This is a genomic window from Streptomyces lunalinharesii (assembly GCF_039532155.1).
GTDB lineage: Bacteria > Actinomycetota > Actinomycetes > Streptomycetales > Streptomycetaceae > Streptomyces > Streptomyces lunalinharesii.
In genome coordinates this window covers 14,606-30,756 of record NZ_BAAARK010000043.1, presented here as the reverse complement: position 1 = coordinate 30,756, position 16,151 = coordinate 14,606, and the positions used below count along the sequence as shown (strand labels likewise).

Genomic DNA, 16,151 nt, shown 5'->3' with positions numbered 1-16,151 from the left:
GGCGGGTGTGAAGGCGGCCCGCAGGTCCGCGATGCGTGCAGGTCACCCGGCGGTCATGCGCACGGGCAGGCTCTCCGGGCCGTTGACGGCGATGGACCGCAAAGCCCGGGCGGGACCGACAGGTTCGATGGCGTTCATCGAGTCGAGGAGTTCGGAGAACAGGATGCGCATCTCAGCCCTGGCCAGCGTGCTGCCGATGCAGAAGTGCTCGCCGGCCGCCAGGGCGATGTGCCGGTTCGGACTGCGTGAGACGTCGAATCGGTACGGATCGATGAACATGGCCTCGTCGCGGTTGGCCGAAGGCAGCCACAGCACGACCCGGTCGCCTGCCTCGATCCGCCGCCCGCGGATCTCGCAGGGGCGGACGGCCACCCGCATGCTGTGCGTGGCACTAGAGGTCCAGCGAAGGATCTCCTCGATCGCGCTCGGCAGCAGGCTTCGGTCATCCCGCAGGCGCTGCCACTGGTCCGGATGGTCGAGGAATGCCTTCATGCCGCCGATAAGGGCCAGCCGCCCGTTTTCCGTCGCCCCTATTAGGTTCTCGCAGTTGAGGACCGCTTCCTCCTCGGTCAGCAGCTCCCCGTCCACGGTACCGTGGACCAATGCGCTCAACAGGTCGCCGGCCGGTTTCTCCATGCGCCGGTACAGCAGCTCCATGAAGTACCCGACGATGTCGGGGTGAGCCACGAGCGAGCTGTGCGCCTCGAACGCCTCGTTGGTCCAGCGGTACAGGTCTTCATGGTCCTCGTCAGGGACTCCGAGGATGTGGGAGATCACGGAGAGGGACAGCCGGCCCGCGACATCAGTGGCGAAGTCACAGCCCGGCGTTCCCGTGGTCCGGTCGAGTACGGCGCGGGTCGCCGAGCGTACGTAGCCCTCCAGGGCGCGTACGGCACGAGTGTTGAACCAGTCTGCGATGAGGACGCGCAGCTGCTTGTGGCGCGGAGCGTCAGTCAGGGCCAAAGTGAGGCCGCCACCGGGATCGTCGCCGGCCTTCGCAGGGCGCAGCAGCACGCCGCGTGCCGAGCTGAAGGTGCTTGTGTCCCGGTAGACGGCTCGGATGTCCGCGTGCCGGGTGAGCGACCAGAAGGCCGGCAGGTCTGTCGCGGGGTGCCAGTGCACAGGGGCGTGCGCGCGCATCCACGTCCACAGGGCGTGTGGGTCGCTGGTGGCGTGTGTCTCGGGATCGGTCAGCGTGGCAGGTCCGATGGTCGGGGCGGTTGTCATCACAGGGCTCCTGTGGCCTGGTGGTGCACGTGTTCGGTGAAGAGCTTGACTGCGTCCCGGGCGGTCTCCTCCGCGACAGCATCCGGCCGGAAGGCCACTTCGAGGCGCAGCTGTCCGTCCGCTTCAGGCCACAGCTCGGCGTGCAGTTCGAGGGGAAGGTCGAGATAGGGCTGCCGTACGAAGGTGGTGCGGGCCCCAGGCAGGGCCAGGCGTGGCAAGGCGTTGTCCTGATAGGCGAAGAGAGTCTGGTAGAGAGGTGGTTGGCCGGGCCCCGGGGCGGCCGCGACGTCAAGGACGTCGAAGAGCGGCACCTCCTGGGCTGCCAGGGCTTGTCTGACGATCCGGGCGGTGTGCTCGATGGCAGCCCGGTCACCTTGCAGAGCCGCGTCCCGCAACCGCAGGCAGAGCATGGTGATGTGGCAGCCGATGGCGTCTTCCAGCCCGGGGTCGTCGCGCTGGGCGACGGGGACGCCGACGGCGAAGTCCCACTGGCCCGTCACCTCCGCCAGGCTCGTCGCCCACAGTGTCAGCAGGACGACGAAGCGGGTCACACCAGTTGCTGCCGCGGCGCCGTCCACGGCGGCGAGGGTCGAAGGCGGCAGCACCACTTCGATACGGCCCGGTGCGGGCCGCGCCGCATCTATCCTTCCTGGCCCGCCTGGCAGAGGCGCTCCGGGCCAGCGTATGGGCGGGACGCCGGCCAGCTCGGCGCGCAGCCGGGAGAGGTGGAGCTCTGATGCCGCTAGCCGCCTGCGGGCCTGCGCCCGGCGGGACAGTGCGGTCATCGAGGGCTGTGGGCTGAGCGCTGAGGACCCGGTGGAGGAGCTGGCCGCGCTTTCGTAGGCGGTGGCGAGGTCGTCGGCGAGCACGCCCTCGGACCATCCGTCGAAGGCAACGTGATGGACAACGCAGCCGAGGATCGAGACCGGCTCGCCGGGCGCCCCGGCCTTGACGGGGACCAGGACGGTGCGCCAAACTTCGCCCTCCTCGGGCAGCAGTTCGCCGCCCAGGAGAGAACGTGCCGAGGCCAGCGCTGCGTCGACGGAGGGCTCGGGAGGCAGCTCCTCTAGGACCGGCGGCGGGATGTCCGTCGGATGGGCCCCCGGGCGAGGGTCGAGCCGGTAGGCGGCCCGCAGCGGCTCGTGCCGCTCGTGCACTGCGGCGATGGCCGCCACCAGGGCTGACTGGTCGAGTTCGCCCTCGACGACCCAGGTGAGCAGACAGTGCCCGGTGCGGTCCGTCGGGTCGAGTAGCTGCCGGGTCAGCTGCATCGTCTGGACTGGGGAGAGTGGGACTTCGCTGGAGACAGCTGCCTCGGCGGACTCCTCGAGATCTGGCCCGGGCTGACCGGCGGCGAGCCGGGCGGTGAAACCCGCGACGGACGGATGCTCGTACAGCCAGGCGACCGGAACCGGTCGGGCCAGCCGGGCCGACAGCCGGGCACACAGCCGTCCGGCCTTGAGCGACGTCCCGCCGAGTTCCACGAAGGGCACGTCCAGCGGGACGGAGTTGGTCTCCAGCAGTGTGGCGAACCCCTCTGCCACGGCCCGCAGTAGCGGATCCCGCAGCGTGCCGGGGCGTGTGCCCCTCGACGCAGGCATGTTGGGCGCTTGAGCCGGCGCCAGGGCCAGCAAGGCTCGCTCGTCCAGCTTGCCTTGCGGTGTCAGTGGGAAGGCGTCAACGCTCACCGCCGCGGCAAGGCGGTGGTAGGGGACGAGGGCGCCGTGCAGGGTGGCCAGTGCGCCGCTCAGCGGATCCGAAGGGCGGGCAGGTATGCAGAACGCCAACAGTTCGCGCTCACCGCGGGCGGCGTCACCTCGGGGCACCACCCGGCAGTGCCGCACGGCGGGGAGCAGCCGCTCTACTTGTCTCTCGACCTCGGCGGGCTCCACGCGGTGGCCGCGAATCTTGAGTTGGCGGTCGGCTCGGCCCTCCAGGTGCAGCAGGCCGTCCGCGCCCCACCGGCCGAGATCGCCGGTGCGGTAGACCCTGGTGTCCTGCCCGTCGACGCGTACATGGGGGAACTTTTCCTCGGTCAGGGCGGGGTCGCCGAGGTACTCCAGTGCCAGCCCGTCGCCGCCGAGGCAGATTTCGCCCGTCTCGCCCACCAAACACTCCCGCTGGCTGTCCAGTACGTACACCTGGGTGCCAGGGACGGGGCGCCCAAGGGGGATGCCGCCGGGCAGGTCGCAGTCGGCTTCGGTGATGCGGTGGGTGGTAGCGAAGACGGTGCACTCCACGGGCCCGTAACCGTTCATGAGGACGACGTCCGGGTGGTGGCGCAGGAACCGGCGGACGTGGGGGACGGACAGGCGCTCGCCGCCGATGAGGACCTGGCGTAGTCCGTTGAACGCGTCCGGGGTCTCGTCAACGATCAAGTTGAAGAGGCTGGCGGTGCACCACACGGTGTCCATGCCGTGTCGTGACACGCCCTCCGTCAGGGCGGTGGGGGAGAGGTACGGGTCGGTGACGATTACCGCGCAGCCACCGTTGAGCAGGACCGACCACAGCTCCAGGGAGAAGGCGTCCCACGGGGTGGGGGCGGCGAGAGGCATCACCGTGCCGCCCGTGAACCTGGCGAAGCCGCCCGGCTGGAAGAGGCGGGCGGTAGCCCTGTGCGGACTGACCACGCCCTTGGGCCGGCCTGTCGTCCCGGAAGTGAAGAACACGCAGCAAGGGGCGGCGGCGTCGACCGTGGCTGGCTGGAACCCGACCGGGGCGACGGCCGGACTCGTCGGCGGTGACCAGACGAGCAGGGTGTACCCCGCAGATGCACCGTCGGCTGCGGCCACGAGCAACGGGGGCCTCAGGGCGCTCAGTACATCGCTGGTCCGCTCTTCCGGCCAATCGGGGGGCAGCAGACAGTACGCGGCACCGGCCTTCAGTACGGCGAGCAGCGCGACGACTAACTCGGTGCTCCTGGGGAGCTGGATCGGTACTCGGTCGCCGTGGGAGACGCCCGCGGCGGCGAGCCCGGCGGCCCAGGCGTCGGCCACGGCGTCAAGTTCCGCGTAAGTCAAGGCGCGGTCCCCGTCGACGAGGGCGATTGCGCCGGGCCGTTCGCGGGCCCGGCGGGAGAACGCCTCGTGCAGGCCCCCGCCGGGTGCGATGTTCGGGGGGCCGGCGGTCCACTCAGGGTCTGGTCGCACGCTGTCCTTCTCCCCTTGCTCCACACGGCAGCCCGGGTTTCCCGTGCCGCCCACCAGCTTTGACAACGACATTGCCATGAAGTTGCCTAATCTGGCAACCTCGTGTCGACGACCCCTAGGGAAGAGCCCGCAGAGACGAAGTCAGGTTCGCCTGACGTGCTGTGAGGTGGCGCCCCGTGCTGATTGAAGGTGGATACATGGCACGCGACCATTCACTCGACATTGCGGTGACCGGCATGGCTGGCCGGTTCCCCGGCTCGTCGGACCTTGCGGACTGGTGGGCTTCGCTGATCACGGGGCGCGTCCTCACCCGACGGTACTCACAGCAGGAGGTGGCAGACTCCGGTGTGCCCGCGGATCTGATGGACGACCCAGATTTCGTGCCCGTACACGGACACTTGACGGATTCCGACCGGTTCGAGAACGCGCTGTTCCGGGTGAGCCCGCGAGAGGCTGAGATCATGGATCCGCAGCACCGGCTGATGCTGGAGTGCGCCTGGGCGGCTCTGGAGGACGCCGGGACCAATCCGCTCGACACCGGACTCGTCACCGGCGTCTATGCCTCTGCCAGTGGGAGCGGCTACCTGCGCAGCATGATCGCCGGCGGCGCTCTGGACCCGCTGACGCTTGAAGACGCCATTCATGGCAACGAGCCGGACTTCCTCGCGAGCCTCATCTCGTACAAGCTCAATCTGACCGGGCCCGCGCTGGCCGTTCAGACCGCCTGCTCATCCTCCCTGGTCGCCGTCCACCTCGCCGTCCAGGCTCTGCTGAACGGTGAGTGCGACCAAGCACTCATTGTGGCCGCCGGAATGGCCTACCCTCAGACAGGGCATCTGCGGATACCCGGCGGCATCCACTCCGCCTCGGGCTACTGCCGGCCCTTCGACGCGGCGGCCGACGGAGTGGTGGCGGGCTCGGGGGTGGCCTGTGTCGTGCTGCGCAGGCTGTCCGACTCCCTCACGGACGGGCCCACCCCCCACGGGGTCATCCTCGGTACCGCGGTCAACAACGATGGTGCGGCGAAGGCTGGTTACTACGCCCCCTCGGTCGGTGGCCAGGAGGACGTGATCCGCTCCGCTCTGGGGGCGGCGGGCGTGGACGGCACGAGCATCGGATACCTGGAGACCCATGGCACAGGAACCAGCATTGGTGACCCCATCGAGTGGTCCGCGGCCTCGGCGGCCCTGCGCGCGGCCGGCGCCCGGCCGGGCCAGGTGGCCGTCGGCGCGCTCAAGGCCAACACCGGACACCTCGACAACGCGGCCGGACTGGCGGGTCTCATGAAGGCCCTGCTGGTGGTGGGCGAGGGCGTGGTTCCGCCTGTGGCGGGCTTCTCCCGGCTCAACCCCCTGCTGGAGACGGAGGACACGCCTCTGTTCGTGCCTGCCGAATCCGGAATGTGGACGGGGCCCGAGCCCCGGCGTGCAGGGGTGAGCTCGTTCGGCGTGGGTGGCACCAACGTGCACGTGATCGTAGAGCAGCCACCTCACCCCGTTGCCGGGGCCGGCACGCAGCCCGTACCTGCGGCGGAGGACGCCGCGCACTCCGGACACCTCGTACTGCTGTCTGCCGCCGACGCCGCAGCCCTCGACCGCTCGGCCGATCGGCTGGGCCGCCATCTGGCCGTCCACGGCCCGCGACCGGCCGACGTGGCCCGCACGCTCGCGACCGGCAGGGCCGCCCTCTCCGAGCGCCTCGCCGTCGTGGCGGGCACCACTGCCGAGATCGCAGGGCACCTGACGTCCGGGACCGGAGGGATCCGCGGCAGCCGCCTGGAGCAGGGACCCGCGCCGCTCGTCCTGGCTTTTCCGGGGCAGGGCTCCCAGCGCCCGGGCATGGCAGGGCCGTTGGCGAACGTCCTGCCCGGTTTCACGACCGCTCTCGAGGACTGCCTTGAGGTGTTCGAGCCTGCCGTGGCCAACCCGCTCCGCCGCGCACTGTTCGACCCGGCGTTCCCCGAGCAGGAGCTGGCACGAACCGACCTGGCGCAGCCCGCCCTCTTCGCGGTCGAGTACGCCGCCGCCACGGCGCTGCGGGGTCTGGGCATCCTCCCTGCAGCAGTGATCGGGCACAGCCTCGGGGAGGTCACCGCCGCCTGCGTCGCTGGCGTGATCGGCCTCCGGGACGCGGCCCGCTTTGTGTGCGTCAGGAGCCAGGCCATGCAGGACTGCCCTGAGGGGGCCATGCTCCTTCTTGCCTGCGCCGAGGACGAGGCGCGCGGGTTGCTGGCCGCGGCGGCGGCTGAACTGGAGATCGCCGCCGTCAACTCTCCCGTTGCCACCGTGGTGGCCGGGACTCCCGCGGCCGTCGAAGCGTTCGACGCATGGCTGGACGGCCGGGTACGGACCTGGCGGCTGGCCGCCAGCCGTGCCTTCCACTCCCGTCTTATCGAGCCTGCGCTCGTGCCGCTGGCCGAGGAACTGTCCCGGACCCCCCTGCGTTCCCCCGCACTTTCGTGGGCCACCAACTGTGGCCAACTGCTGCTGCCAGGAGCGGAGATCGGACCGGAGCTCTTCGCCACACAGGCGCGCCGTACGGTGCGCTTTGCACAGGCCCTGGAGGAACTCGCCGCCCGGTTCCCCGGAGCGGTGGTGGTGGAGGCCGGGCCGGGGCGCGCCGTGTCGGCCATGGCGGAGGCCGCAGGCCTCACCGCCGTGCCGCTCGATCCTGGCCGCTCGGCACACAACGGCGTGGCTGTCCTGGAGGCGCTCGGCACCCTATGGGCTATGGGGCAGCCCCTCGACACCCGAGCCCTGTGCAGGGCCGGCGAGCCGGTCCACCTGCCCGGCTACCTGTTCGCGGGGCCCTCCCGGATCGCGCCGGAAGCCCTTGTCCGTCCGGCCGGCGGCCGCCCCGCCGCTGGGCCCCCCGCCCCTGCGCCCTTCGAAACGGCCGACGCAGCCCGGGGCGGCCGTCCTGATGAGGGAGATGATCAGGCCGCTGGGGGTACGGACGTACCGGCGCTCGTGGCCCGCCAATGGGCGGAGTTGTTGGGGCACGAGGGCCTTGCTGAGGACGCCGACTTCTTCGACTTGGGCGGTGACTCCCTGGTCGTCACTCGCCTCGCCCAGCGCCTGCGCAAGGAACTGAAAGTCCGCGTGCCGGTCCGCGACCTGCTGGTCTGCCGGACACTCGGTGCGCAGACCACCCTGGTCCAAAGCCTTCTTGAGCAGGGTTTGCCCGCTGCCGCGGCAGGCTGACTGTCCGTCCGCATCGCGCGCGGCAGCACGGAGGAAGACGGCCACGCATACGGCTGCCGCTCCAGGACCTCAGGTCCCGGAGCGGCAGCCGTATGCGCCCGTGGGCGGCGCCTCAGCGGTGACGTGCGGTCAGCTCCGTGTGAGGCACTTCGGGTGCCTCGAATCCGAAACACTGGGCATAGGCCGAGAGTTCGGCCTGGAGGCAGGCGATGAGTGTCTCGGCCTTGCGGAAGCCGTGCTGTTCACCGTCGAAGGTGAGGTAGGCGCGCGGCGGTCCCGACTCACCTAGCTCCCGCAGGAATCGCTCCGCCTGCGCTGGAAGGCAGATTTCGTCTTCCAGCCCCTGGAACAGGACGAAGGGTGCCTGTACTCGGTTGGCCCGGCGCAGCGGCGACACCTCCGCGTAGCGGTCCCGGGCTTGTGGCCACGGCCCGATCAGGCTTTCCAAGTAACGGGACTCGAAGTCGTGGGTGCCGCGTTCGCTCCACCCCTCTGGGTCCAGAAGCGGAAAGTAGATCCCGGCGACCCGGTACAGGTCCGGCTCGCTCGCCAGCGAGGCGGCCGTGGTCCAGCCGCCTGCGCTACCACCACGGATGCCCAGGCGTGCCGGATCTGCGACGCCTCGGGCTACGAGACCGCGGATAGCGGCGGCGCAGTCGTGTACGTCGACTACGCCCCACTTCCCCTGGAGGCGTTGGCGATACCTGCGTCCGAACCCGGTGGAGCCGCCATACTGCACATCGACGACGCCGATGCCGCGGCTGGTGAAGAAGGCCGTGGTGAGGTCGGCGGCCCACTGGCTTCTAGTGGTGGGCCCGCCGTGGACGTGCACCACGTACGGCGGCAGTTCGCCCGCCGGTGCGATGAAGTCGGGGCTGTACGGCGGGTACACGTACGCGTGCACCTCCTCGCCCGCGTCGTTGCGGAAGACTTCGTGGCGGCTCGGCGACAGGTAGTCGGCGTATGTCGTGTCGGAGGCACGCAGCACTTCTGCTGGCACTCCCGGGGCCGGGTCCAACAGCAGAAGGGCGCGCGGCTGCCGCGGACCGGCCGCCGTCGCCACCACCCGGCGGCCGTCAGTGGCCAGTACCGCCCACTCGGTGTACTGGTCATCGCCGCTGACGTCCCACAGCGAACCGTCCGGTTCGAGGACTGCCGGCTGCCGACCGGCGGTGCCGTGGGCGACGGCCAGCCGGTCGCCATCCATCGGTAGGAACCACTGGGCGCCGATCCGCCACAGCGGTTCGCCGAACTCCTCGGAACGGGGGCACAGCGCCCGGCGCTTGCCCTCTGAGTCGATCTCGTACAGGTTCCACCAGCCGTCGGAGTCGCTCAGCACGTACAGCACACCTGCATGTCCCGGTGCCCACTCGACCTGCCCTACCGCCTCGCCTGGCCCGCCCGCGACCACGCGGGCCGGGCCAGGCATGCCATCGACACCGACGCGTGCGCAGATTACCTCCGTACCCTCCCAGGGCATGGCCGGATGGTCCCAGCCGAGCCAGCACACCTGGCGGCCATCCGGTGAGACTTTTGGTCCCGTCATGAAGTGGTGGCTCGCGGCAAGCACCCGGACCGCTTCCGGCTCATCCGCCGCGCTGCCATCGAGCGGGAGCGCGACGAGTGCGCGGCGTACGTCGGTCGCGTGCCCGATGGTTTCCTCGCGCAGGCACCACACCTCGTCCCCGACCAGAGCAAAGTCGCAGTAGCGCGCGCCCGCAGGCATCGCGGGCTCCGGGCTGATCGGCTCCGGGGAGCCACCGGGGACCACGCGATACACCCGCTGGTCGTCCCAGTGCGTGAACACGAACCCGGTCTCCGGCCCGCCGAGCGGAAGCCAGGGCTTTCCGCCGTACTCGATGACCCGAGTGCGTACGTTCCATCTAGGGGCCAGTACGTCGGCGACCACGCCGTCTGGCGTTCGGCGGACCAACGCGCTGCGGCCGGACTCTTGGGGGCGCAGTTCGGTCCACCACACCTCGTCCCCGACACAGGCAGCCCATTCCACCCGCGTTTCGCCCGCCGCCGCTGTCTTGGCGCTGATGGGGGAGGCCCAAGTACCGAACGGGGAAATCCTCACCTTTACTCCGCCTTCCTGTCTGTGCACCCAACTGCCGGAGCGCACAAGGGATTTCCGGGATGGCGCATCCACCTTCCATCGATGAGGCAAAAGATTGCCATTGATGTGCCCGATCTGGCAATATCGCCCTTGTGTGGCCGGTCCCCGAACCACGCTCTCGCCGAAAACGGAGGAGTCCTGATGGCAACTCTGATGACGAACCATGCACCGGGCGGCCCGCCCGCCCCACCTTGCCCAGGCCACCACGGTGCCCCCCTGCCGTCGGCCGCTGCCTTGCGGCCCGTGCACGACCTGGTGGCGGAGTTCGCCCGGGTAAACCCGGCGCGCACGGCGGTGCGTAGCGGTGCCGAGAGCATCGGTTACGCGGATCTCGACGCCTGGGCCGGCAGACTGGCCGCCCGGCTTGCCGAGGCGGGCGTGGGCCGGGGAAGCAGGGTTGCTGTGCTCGCCGAACCTTCCACCGCCATGATCGCAGCCGTTTTGGGTGTCCTGCGCATAGGAGCCGCTTACGTGCCAATGGACCCCTCCCATCCCGACCTGCGCATCAACGGCATCCTCAAAGACGCCCAGGTTTCCGCTGCTGTCGTCACCAAGACCACACGCGGCCGCCTGCTGGGCCTCGAACTGCCCCTCGTGTCCGCCGAATGCGCGGGCGACGATGAACCAGGCGAGCCCACGGGCACGCCCTTTCGTGGCGCACGACCCGTTGCCGCCCCGGTAACCCCCACAGACCCCGCGTATCTCATCTACACCTCCGGCAGCACGGGAGAACCGAAGGGCGTCGTAGTCGAACATGGCCAACTTGCCGCCTCGACGACGGCCCGCCGCTTGGTCTACCCCGGAACTCCGGTCTTCCTGCTGGTCTCCCCCCTAGCCTTCGACTCCTCCGTGGCTGGACTGTGGGGGACGCTCACTTCAGGCGGTTGCCTGGTGGTGGCCGGTTCGGACGAGGTCCGCGACCCCGAGCGCTTGGTGGAACTGATTGGGACCCACCAGGTCACGCACCTGCTGTGCGTACCTTCCCTGTACAGCGTCGTCCTCGACGCCGCGGCCAGGCTAGGAGTGGCCCGGCTAGGATCGCTTCGGACAGCGATCGTGGCTGGGGAGTCGCTGCCGCCGGAGCTCATCACTCGCCACTTTGCCAACGGGCCGACCGACTGCGCGCTCGTGAACGAGTACGGACCCACCGAGGCAACCGTCTGGGCTAGCTACCACTGCTTCGACGTCCCGGGCCCCGTCTCCATCGGCCGGCCCGTCCCAGGCGCCCACCTCTACGTGCTCGATGCCAACCTGCACCAGGTGCCGATAGGTGAGGTGGGCGAACTGTTCGTCGGCGGCTCCGGCGTCGCCCGCGGCTATCACAACCGGCCGGAGGCCACCGCATTGGCCTTCCTGGACGATCCCTTTGCCGAGACGCCGGGCGCACGCATGTACCGCACGGGCGACCTTGCCCGCTGGAACACGGACGGCACCCTGGAGTTCCTCGGCCGCCGCGACCACCAGGTGAAGATCCGCGGCCACCGCATCGAACTCCCAGCCGTGGAAGCACACCTGTGCGCACTACCCGGGGTACGGGAGGCTGCGGTCATCCCATGCGCAAGCGGCGGCGCCCTCACTGGCTTCGTACTCGCCCCGGCGCGGCTGTCGCCTCAGGAAGTCCGGGAGCAGTTGGCCACCCGAGTGCCGGCCGCCATGGTCCCCGCCCGGATCGTGGTACTCGATGCATTCCCCCGAACCGGCAACGGCAAGACTGACCGTGCCGCACTACAGGCGAGGGTCGACGAGGAGGCCACCCGCCCCGAGCCTGCCGCCATCCCAGCAGGGGCCGACCTCATGATGCAGGTCGCCGCGGCCTGGGCCGAGGTGCTCCAAGTTCCGCACGTGCCCACCGATGCCAACTTCTTCGACCTGGGCGGGCATTCACTCGCGATGTTCCGGCTTCGCGAGGCCCTGAACCGGCACACCGGGAAGCTGCTGCCGGTCGTCGCCCTATTTCGTCACACCACCGTCGCCACGCAGGTCGCCCTCCTGCGCGACGAAGCCGACGGCACCGCCGATGGTGACCGGCGCGCACGGCAGGAGGCAGCCGTACGGGCGCGCCGACTACGGGCCCGTCGGGCCGCGAGCCGGGGCGTGGAACAGTGCGACACCGAACTGGGGGTTTAGCAGATGACCATCGATCCCGCCGTGTGGCTCCAGTGCCCGCTACCCCTCCCGGATCCCGAGGTCCGACTCATCTGCTTCCCGCACGCCGGGGGTTCGGCATCCTTCTTCCGCGACTGGGGCCACCGGCTGCCCGGCATGGAAGTGCACGCGGTCCGCTATCCGGGCCGTGCGGAGCGGATCGCCGAGTCGCCACCGACGGACCTGGTTCAGCTTGCGTCCGACGTGGCGGACGTGCTGGCAAAGCTGACGGACCGGCCCCTTGCGCTGTTCGGCCACAGCATGGGAGCAGCGGTGGCGCTGGAAACTGCGGTGGCGCTGGAGACCCGCGGCACAGATCCCGTGCACCTGTTCGCCTCGGGCTGCCGCAATGCTCCGTATCCCAACCCCGAGCAGTGGCAGGATCCGGACGACCAGGACGATGCGGCCGTTGTCGAGCGCCTCCTCACCCTGGGCGGAACGGACCCCGAGCTGGCCGCGGACCCTGAGTTCCAAGAACTTGTCCTGCCGTACGTACGGGCCGACGGCCTGATGTTCCACTCGTACGGACTCCGCACCGGCCCCCCACTGAGGTGCCCGGTGACGACCATCACGGGTGACGCCGACCCAGACGCCGACTGCCGCCCCTGGAACCAGCTGACCACCGGGGGTCTGCGCGAATGCGTCGTCTACGGCGACCACTTCTACCTGGTGCCCGCGCCGCCCTACGAACTGATCCGGGAAGTGCTTCCACTCCGTACCCGGAGCGCGTCATGACGCTCATCGAGGCTGAATGCGAGCCGCTGCGTTCGTACCCGGTCTGGGCCCGCCCGTACGCTGGCAGCCAGGGGGAGCAGACGCAGGCCCTGCTGTCCGCCGTCGAGCGCGCCGAAGTCGAGCTGGTCCGCTTCCTATGGGTGGACCACAACGGGCTGTTGCGGGGCAAGGCAGTGGCACGGGACGTGCTGGTCGGCAGGCTGCGCTCCGGGGTCGGGCTGTCCACAGTCCGGCAGTCGGCGAGCCTGCTCGATCTGGCGCAGCCCGTGCCCGGCTTCCAAGTCATGGACGAGGTCCGCGTCACGGCCGATCCCGGCACCTTCACCTTGCTGCCGTACGCGCCCGGCTCGGCGGCGGTGCTCTGCGACTTGGTGAACCGCGACGGGACACCATGGGGCGCCTGTCCCAGAACCTTCCTGCGCGATGCTGTCGACCGAGCTGCCGGCCTGGGATACGACGTCGTGGCTGCGTTCGAGCCGGAGTTCACGCTCCTGCGCAACGGCGAGCTGTACGACGACGGCCTCATGCTGGACACTGAGGCATTCGACGCCGCAAACGACTACATCGTCGCGCTGATACGGGCACTGCGGGCGCCGGGCATCAGCGTCGAGCAGTACCACCCGGAGTCGTCACCAGGCCAGCACGAATTGACGGTGCAGCCTGCCTCCGCTCTGCGAGCCGCCGACAACCACGTGTGGCAGCGGGCATTCACCCGGGGAGTGGCTCGGGCGCGGGGACTGCACGCGACCTTCGCCCCGGTGCCGAGGCAGGGGCTGCGGGGCAACGGAAACCATGTCCATATCTCACTGTGGCGGCAGGGCAGCAACGCGTTCGCCGGGCCCTCGGGGGGCCTTTCGAACGTAGCGCACCACTTCATCGCAGGGGTGCTCGCACACCTTCCCGGGCTCGCGGCACTGCTGTGCGCGAGCGTCAACAGCTACGAGCGTCTCGTACGCGGCAACTGGGCTGGTGCGTTCGGCTGTTACGGGCCGGACAACCGTGATGCGGCGGTCCGCGTTCCGTCAGTGCTGCGCGATGCGGAGAGCGTCACCACCAACGTCGAGGTGAAGCCCTGCGACGCGACGGCCAATCCGTATCTCGCGCTGGGGGGGATCATCCACGCGGGGCTGGACGGTATGGAGCGCTGCCTCGATCCTGGCGAACCCTTGACGGTGGATCCGAACGGCCTTTCCGAGGCCGAGCTGCGGCGTCGGGGCGTGAGGCCGCTGCCACAGAGCCTCTCGGAGGCAGTGGACGCCCTCGAGCGTGACGAGTACCTGATGGGGCTGCTGGGCTCGCCGCGCCGCGAGCTGTACACGACCATTAAGCGGGCAGACGTACGGGACATGGCCCGGCTGGACGGGGAACAGGTCTTCGCATTGCACGCCACCCGCTATTGAGCAGCGCCGAACACGGATGGGAGTTGCTAGTGGAGATCAGTGAGCAGGACGGTCTTGTCATCGCCTTGGTTGACCCGTACGAGGCTGAAACTAACGCCTGGGAGGAAAGTGATACTCCTGTGGACGTCGCCAGACTCGCTGGGTCCGAGAACCTCGACGAAGCCACTCTGACCCATATGGGCTTCGTGACACGCCCCAAGTGGGTCAACTGGGTAGCTCCCTTGCAGAGTTCGGAGGAGGAGTACCTGTCTGCCTTGTCGGGCACTGAGAGGAGGAACATCCGCCTCGGTCGCCGGTTCATCCAGGAAGAGAAGCTGCGCGTCGACGTGCGTGTGGGTATCACCGAACCGCTCATCGATGAATTCCTGGTGCTGTACGACGCGCAGGTAGCGGGGATGCCACGCGGTAAGAACATCGCGCGGGAGTGGCGAGCCCGGCTGCTCGCGGCATCCTCGGAGTACGCCTGCGTCGGCGTGTACTCGGGTGCGGCCATGGTGGCCGGTTCCCTCTGGTGGATACGGCATGAAGAGTCGCTACTGCAATTGCGTTTCTCCGCTGCTTCCGCCAATGCCCGCTTAAGCAGAGTGATGAGGGCAACTTACGTCAAGGCTTTCCAGTTCGCTCGCGAGGCCGGCCTGACCTTCGCGTCCCTGGGCAACGACCCTTCACTCTTCGGGCACATCGTGCAACCGGGGTTGTTCAATTTTAAGAGTCGTCTAGGTTTCACCGTCATTCCCTCGCAGGTGTTCGGCCCCAACCTCGCGGGTGAGTTCGCCGACCGCTTCCTTAGGCTTCGGTCCCTGTCGGACCCGTCACTTGTTGTGACGTGGGGGCGCCACCGAGGTGCGTCACCATCTTGGCCCGCGGTTACGGCAGGCCCGGGGCACGACCTGATCCTGCTTTCCGGCACGCCCGACATGGAGCTTGGGAGCACCTACCGTACCGACGGCTTCCGAGAGAGCCGGCTTCTGACGGTTCCGGAGTGATCCACCTCTGTGGGGTCTGCCCGTCGCAGTTCTGCCTCGCCTGGGCCATCTGGGAGTGGGCCTACCCTCACCAGCGGGAAGGACGCCTACACTGGCGTAGCCATGGGGAGGAGCAGGAGTAAAGCCGGAGAATAATCTCGATTTCGGGGAGTTCGATGCCCAGGGCATCAAAGGCAGCGACGCCGTTGCGCGCACGCTCGACGAACTCGCTGGCGGCATTGCCCCCCGTAATGTCGCCCGCCATCTCGAGGCCCGCCTCAACCGCGACGGATGGTGGGGCGGGAGCAAGGGCGCTGCGGTGCGTGCCTCGTCGGCAGGCGGGCGGAAGCGTGGCCGACGGCTTGTGCCCGGTGGCTGGTTTGCTGGGCGCAGTGCAGTTACGTCGATGCCGAGGTCTGCGGAGATTAGCAGGTCTTCGACGGGGTGGTCGCGTTCACGGTAGAAGGTCAGAGCGGTGGGGATGGAAGCGGTCAGCTGGTCGCCGGCGCCGAAGCCGAGTCAGCCGACCTGGGTGCGGTCGGGCCGGGCGCTGAGGATGTCACGCAGGCTGGTGAACGCGGCGGTGTTTTCCACGATGAGCAGCCAGGGCGCGGGACCGAGTTCGTACAGTGGTGGCGAAGCCCAGCTGCTTCACGTGCTTCACGCCCATGGTGCGGGAGCGTCGGGCCAGGCATCCCGGGCGCCAGCGGCATCTCGACCGGCTGGTATTCCAAGGCATCCTGTCCGTCTTGCACACCGGGATCGTCTGGGAACTTCTGCCGCAGGAATTCGGCTTCGGCTCGGGCATGACTTGCTGGCGCCGCTTGGCCGAGTGGACCGAGTCTGGCGCCGGCGCTGCCCGGAGGTGGTGTTGGTCGACTGCAGCTACGACCACGACAAGTATCGCCATCTGGCCTGGGATCTCGGTGTGAAGCCGCTGATCGGCCGCCGGGGCACCGAGCACGGCTTCGGCCTGGGTACCCAACGCTGAGGCGTGGAGCGAGCATTCGCCCATCTGCACTGGTTCCGTCGCCTGCGGATCCACTGGGAGATGCACAACGACATCCACGAAGCCTTCCTCGCCCTTGGATGCGCACTGATCTGCTGGCGACGCTGAACTCCCGATAGGTGTTTCAAGACAGGCACGGCATGCGTGGAAGGCCCGGTGGCCGACCTGCTGCAGGACGTGGCACTCCCGACATCTGGAG

10 protein-coding genes and 1 pseudogene are annotated in these 16,151 nt (G+C 69.1%); 8 read left to right on the top strand and 3 right to left on the bottom strand.

Features of this window, described 5'->3' with window-relative positions:
• Positions 1 to 42: 42 nt before the first annotated feature.
• Complete coding sequence (locus ABD385_RS35690; protein WP_344583736.1) at positions 43 to 1,227, bottom strand: cytochrome P450; 1,185 nt, start codon at positions 1,225 to 1,227, stop codon at positions 43 to 45.
• Positions 1,227 to 4,376, bottom strand: coding sequence for an amino acid adenylation domain-containing protein (locus ABD385_RS35685; RefSeq protein ID WP_344583734.1), 3,150 nt, complete (start codon positions 4,374 to 4,376; stop codon positions 1,227 to 1,229). Before ABD385_RS35685 ends, ABD385_RS35690 begins: the two co-directional genes overlap by 1 nt.
• Positions 4,377 to 4,573: 197 nt before the next feature.
• Between ABD385_RS35685 and ABD385_RS35680 the strand changes: the two genes are divergently transcribed.
• Complete coding sequence (locus ABD385_RS35680; RefSeq protein WP_344583732.1) at positions 4,574 to 7,579, top strand: type I polyketide synthase; 3,006 nt, start codon at positions 4,574 to 4,576, stop codon at positions 7,577 to 7,579.
• A 112-nt stretch (positions 7,580 to 7,691) separates the two neighbouring features.
• Here the strand turns inward: ABD385_RS35680 and ABD385_RS35675 are convergent, their stop codons facing one another.
• The gene (locus ABD385_RS35675) at positions 7,692 to 9,659 is read right to left on the bottom strand and encodes an alpha/beta hydrolase family protein (RefSeq protein ID WP_344583730.1); all 1,968 of its coding nucleotides are present in this window, start codon (positions 9,657 to 9,659) and stop codon (positions 7,692 to 7,694) included.
• Between the two features lie 282 nt (positions 9,660 to 9,941).
• On the opposite strand from ABD385_RS35675, the gene ABD385_RS35670 reads away from it, so the two are divergent.
• The 7 genes and pseudogenes from ABD385_RS35670 (at position 9,942) to ABD385_RS41455 (ending at position 16,060) form a co-directional block, all read left to right on the top strand.
• The gene (locus ABD385_RS35670) at positions 9,942 to 11,825 is read left to right on the top strand and encodes a non-ribosomal peptide synthetase (protein WP_344583729.1); all 1,884 of its coding nucleotides are present in this window, start codon (positions 9,942 to 9,944) and stop codon (positions 11,823 to 11,825) included.
• Positions 11,826 to 11,828: 3 nt separating this feature from the next.
• On the top strand, positions 11,829 to 12,578 hold the full coding sequence (locus tag ABD385_RS35665; protein ID WP_344583727.1) for a thioesterase II family protein: 750 nt from the start codon (positions 11,829 to 11,831) through the stop codon (positions 12,576 to 12,578).
• A complete protein-coding gene (locus tag ABD385_RS35660) occupies positions 12,575 to 13,978 on the top strand; it encodes a glutamine synthetase family protein (RefSeq protein ID WP_344583725.1) in 1,404 nt (467 codons plus the stop codon). Before ABD385_RS35665 ends, ABD385_RS35660 begins: the two co-directional genes overlap by 4 nt.
• 29 nt (positions 13,979 to 14,007) lie before the next feature.
• A complete protein-coding gene (locus ABD385_RS35655; protein ID WP_344583723.1) occupies positions 14,008 to 14,964 on the top strand; it encodes a hypothetical protein in 957 nt (318 codons plus the stop codon).
• 677 nt (positions 14,965 to 15,641) lie between these two features.
• Positions 15,642 to 15,791 (top strand): annotated as a pseudogene (locus tag ABD385_RS41465) (transposase); the annotation flags it as partial.
• On the top strand, positions 15,776 to 15,934 hold the full coding sequence (locus ABD385_RS41460; protein ID WP_425585554.1) for a hypothetical protein: 159 nt from the start codon (positions 15,776 to 15,778) through the stop codon (positions 15,932 to 15,934). The pseudogene ABD385_RS41465 and the gene ABD385_RS41460, both read left to right, overlap by 16 nt.
• 3 nt (positions 15,935 to 15,937) lie before the next feature.
• A complete protein-coding gene (locus tag ABD385_RS41455; protein ID WP_425585551.1) occupies positions 15,938 to 16,060 on the top strand; it encodes a hypothetical protein in 123 nt (40 codons plus the stop codon).
• Positions 16,061 to 16,151 lie beyond the last annotated feature (91 nt).

Bases quoted from the DNA above. Each gene is read 5' to 3' on its own strand.
- ABD385_RS35690 (WP_344583736.1), bottom strand. From the start codon at position 1,227: ATGACAACCGCCCCGACCATCGGACCTGCCACGCTGACCGATCCCGAG.
- ABD385_RS35680 (WP_344583732.1), top strand. From the start codon at position 4,574: ATGGCACGCGACCATTCACTCGACATTGCGGTGACCGGCATGGCTGGC.
- ABD385_RS35665 (WP_344583727.1), top strand. From the start codon at position 11,829: ATGACCATCGATCCCGCCGTGTGGCTCCAGTGCCCGCTACCCCTCCCG.
- ABD385_RS35660 (WP_344583725.1), top strand. From the start codon at position 12,575: ATGACGCTCATCGAGGCTGAATGCGAGCCGCTGCGTTCGTACCCGGTC.